Below are 3926 nucleotides of genomic sequence, written 5' to 3' on the forward strand. Positions count from 1 at the left end.
AAGTTAACCCACGAAAATGCGGGGGCTAGCACTTTTACAGGGAGTCATTGTGTCTAGGCGTCATTTACTTACAGCATAAAAAAGTGGGTTTAACCATGACATTAAAGCATCAAGGCTGTTTCGCTAGGTTGTCTTTGCGGCTGGCTCTTGTTGCTGTATAAACGACTTTAGCAACGCGCTTTTCACCAGTATCGCAACGCCACCATTCTGCATCTCCAATTGTTTAAACTCGCTCTTTTATCCAGTATTGTCGTTAACATCTGGCATTTCGCACAGGGTTGTTTTATCTTAAATTCAATAATTTAAACACGCGATCTAATTGGCTAGTGGTAGCAGCAAAGCTGCGTACATTTCGGTGTACGCCTAACAAAACGCTGTTGGCACTCCCTTCGGTCGCTGGGACGCTAACACGGGGCCGCTTCGCGATTATAGCCCCATGTTAGCGCCCCAAAGCTTAGTGTTATATGACATGACATTGCACTTCGTAATTACACATTGGCTCTTGGAATTGGAGAGCGAACTTAATCTAATTAAATCCTCTGATATCAACGAAGAGGCAAACGCTAATCTATTTACATTTGCTATGTCCGCACTTACTTCTGTTCCACCGAGTACGGAACAAATCGAAGACTTCATTTCAAAATGCTTTCAAATTTATAGGGCAAAGAATAATGGCTTGGCCATGGTTTTCTATTGCTGGCTTGATGAACAAGCAGGCCAAATTAGAACAAGTGCAATATCAGCATCACATAATAAGTTGCCATTCAGATGTAACCTAAAATCCTGTTCTAGCAGTGAACTAGCGTTTAGTATTAAGGTAAATGAAAGTGGCTTGTTCAGTTGTGGTCAGCTCAATATATGGCAACATGTCATATAACAAAAAAATTATGTCGCCCGCAGGCGGGCTGGGACACAAACAGGCAGGCGGCTTCGCCATTATAGCCTGCCTGTTTGTGCCCCATATTTAGGTGTTATGTGTCAATTTAAAATTTAAGGAGTCAAGACAATGGAAGAGTCTGATATCAAAATGTATGTCAAAGCTAAACGAGGTCTCATCATAGGGAAAATTTGCTCATTGTTCTTTTTGGCGGCAGCTTTTTCTTTCCCGTTCTATGACCTTATCGGTGTCAAAGATAATGCGGCTTTCATTTTGCCTTCTATTTCAATGCTTATCTTTTTACAGGTCTGGTTTGGTTATACTGGCGTTTCTCAACATGACCTTATATCTATCATAGAAAGACAAATTGCTAAGGATCCAGAAGCAATCAAAAGGTTGTCCAAACATGACACATAACAAGCCAATTAACACACTCACTGCGTTCGCTGGGACGCATACACGTGGGGCGGCTTCGCCATTATGCCCCACATGTCTGCGCCCGTTATTGGAAAGTTAGTTGCCTAAGGGAATTTTGGCGATGATAGAAATATTAAAAGCGGAACCAATTCATGCTCTCGAAGTAAAAGACCTTTTAAAGCAATTAGGCTATGAAAGCCAAGAGCTAGAAATAATATCCGCCTTATCTCAACAGGACCGCAGTTCAGAGGTCTTTGTTGCTAAGAAAGAAAATCAAATAATTGCGCTCATGGCACTCATATACTTTTATTATTTTCCTCTACAACAATCGCTTTGCCGTATTACAGCCATCGTCGTAGATAAGAATTTGAGAAATGCCGGGGTTGGCAAAAAGCTTATTAATTTTGCAGCAACTCAAGCACAGTCTAAATCCTGCGCTCAATTAGAAGTCACAACATCTTTAGCTCGCAAAGCAACACAGGCATACTACGAACGTAATGGTTTTAAAAAAGCATCGTATCGGTATTATTTAGAGATCGGCAACTAACAAACAACTGTTGGCGCTCACTGCGTTCGCTGGGACACAAACACATGGGCTCCCTTCGCTTCGCTCGTTATTATAGCCCATGTATTTGTGCCCCAAAGTTGGGCGTTATGTTTCTCGAAAACTATGCGTAAAATTTTAGTTGGGATTTTATTATTAATAAGCTGGAATATTATGGCTTCTTACAGTTTGCATATTGAGCGTGATAACCAGATTTCTGTAAATGAATGGTTGGCGATTTGCGAAAGCGATTCGTCATTAACTGTGCAGCATGTTGCTAAAGCAATGAATCCGGAAACGGGTGAAACCATTGAAATCCAAACTCCAAATGGTTGCGTTTGGACTAGTCCAATTTTACGCAGAAAATATTATTTCACATTCTCAAATGGCAGCATTACTTTAGGTAGTGACAAGGCCCAAATAGGGAAAGCGAAAAAGTTAGCTAAATTACTTGGAGCCAGACTTGTAGGGGATGAGGGTGAGGAGTATTAGAAACATAACAACTCAATTAACTCGCTCACTGCGTTCGCTGGGACGCATACAAGTGGGGCGGCTTCGCCATTATGCCCCACGTGCCTGCGCCCGTTATTGAAAAGTTAGGTGCCAAGAGGGAAATATGGAACCATTGAAAATTTTAAGGCAGGCAACTGTACTTCTTGTTATTCAATTAACTCTTGGCTTCTTTGTTGATTTAGGCGTGAGTACCATTGGGTCAACTTCACAGTTAGACACTTATTACCTTGCTATTAGTTACTTAGCGTCATTTGTATTCTCAACGTTACTCTTGGCATTTTTTGCATCAAAACAGCACCAGAACGTAGCTATCCATATTTGTAGCATTTCATTGTCAGCTCTTGTTGCTGGACACTTTATTCTATTTCTTATAGCTAAAGTTGTTGTACCTGCGCAGTTGTTAATTCTGGACTTTGTATTCTCATTGCTAGTTGCTAGCATCGCAATTAGTGTTGGTAAGTTGATCAAAACAAGGAAGTATCAGCATGGCACCTAACAAAAAAATTAAGTCACTCACTTCGTTCGCTGGGACGCATACATGCGGGGCGGCTTCGCCATTATGCCCCACATGCCTGCGCCCCTTATTTAAAAGTTAGCTCTCTGGATATCACATGGAACGAATACCTGTTTACTTAGATAGTAATGTCATTATTGATATAGCAGATGGTCGTGAAAATGAGCTTCTTGGGTTACTTATGAGAAGTATCTATGAAGGGCCTTACTGTTACCCTTTTTCGGCAGAACAAATATCTGAGATTACAGATGATAAAAGGCAATCTCGAAATCAGTCTCGATTGATGCTTTTATCCGACGTAAGTAGAAATTTATACTTTGAACATAGCGTCAATAGCCTTCAGTTTCGAACAGAAGTAACTACTCAGGTATTTGAAACTATTAGTGATATCGCATCATCAAAAAACTGGGATGCTGACTTCGCGAATGTCATTTCTTATGAGCAGCAATTAGAGGCTCGTAACGCTTTTGGATTGACGACAGATGACCTAAATAATATGTCAGCTAAAGAAGCAATAAGCACAATAAACTCATCCCTTTCAAACTACGAATATGAGTTTCAAGGAAATCAAATTAGACCTCCTGGGTCACTTGAAGACATGATGGTTTATACAGAAGAGAATATGCGTGAACACTTCTCATCATTGTGGGAATCAATAGGGGCGAATATTGATTCTGAACTGAGAAATGGAAAAATTGTAAGTTTATTCTCTCTAATAGATACTTTTGGTTTTTGGAGTGATACAAAGAAAACATATAAAAAAGGCTCTCGATTAGCCGACAGTCGTCATGCTTTTAATGGCTCATATTTTAAGATTGTTGTATCAAGAGACAAAAGATTCCTGAAGAAGTCAGAAGCCGCGTATGATTACTTTGATATCGGTACTAGGTGTTTCAGTACAAATGATTTTAAGGACCACCTAATTGAAAAACTTTCAAAACAGAGCTAACAAAGCCTTGCTTGGGATAAACCCAAGAAGGCGGCGTTAGGCGTCATTTACTTACAGCATTAAAATGTGGGTTAAATTGTGACATTCCGGCATCAAGGCTGTTTCGCTAGGT

5 protein-coding genes are annotated in these 3926 nt (G+C 40.3%); all 5 read left to right on the top strand.

Annotated elements, in window-relative coordinates; all coding sequences use genetic code 11:
• The first annotated feature begins 1006 nt into the window (after positions 1-1006).
• The 5 genes from NO989_RS21525 (at position 1007) to NO989_RS21545 (ending at position 3814) form a co-directional block, all read left to right on the top strand.
• Positions 1007-1294: a hypothetical protein gene (locus NO989_RS21525; protein WP_278345834.1), complete on the top strand. Its 288-nt coding sequence runs from the start codon at positions 1007-1009 to the stop codon at positions 1292-1294.
• 121 nt (positions 1295-1415) lie between these two features.
• Entirely contained in the window at positions 1416-1841 is a 426-nt protein-coding gene (locus tag NO989_RS21530) for a GNAT family N-acetyltransferase (RefSeq protein WP_278345833.1), read from the top strand.
• A 123-nt stretch (positions 1842-1964) separates the two neighbouring features.
• Complete coding sequence (locus tag NO989_RS21535; RefSeq protein WP_061439370.1) at positions 1965-2330, top strand: hypothetical protein; 366 nt, start codon at positions 1965-1967, stop codon at positions 2328-2330.
• Between the two features lie 124 nt (positions 2331-2454).
• A complete protein-coding gene (locus tag NO989_RS21540) occupies positions 2455-2847 on the top strand; it encodes a hypothetical protein (protein ID WP_278345832.1) in 393 nt (130 codons plus the stop codon).
• Positions 2848-2962: 115 nt separating this feature from the next.
• A complete protein-coding gene (locus NO989_RS21545) occupies positions 2963-3814 on the top strand; it encodes a hypothetical protein (RefSeq protein ID WP_278345831.1) in 852 nt (283 codons plus the stop codon).
• Positions 3815-3926: the final 112 nt, after the last annotated feature.

Origin of the sequence: Alteromonas sp. DY56-G5 (assembly GCF_041414725.1) — a bacterium.
In the GTDB taxonomy this organism is placed as follows: Bacteria; Pseudomonadota; Gammaproteobacteria; order Enterobacterales; family Alteromonadaceae; genus Alteromonas; species Alteromonas macleodii.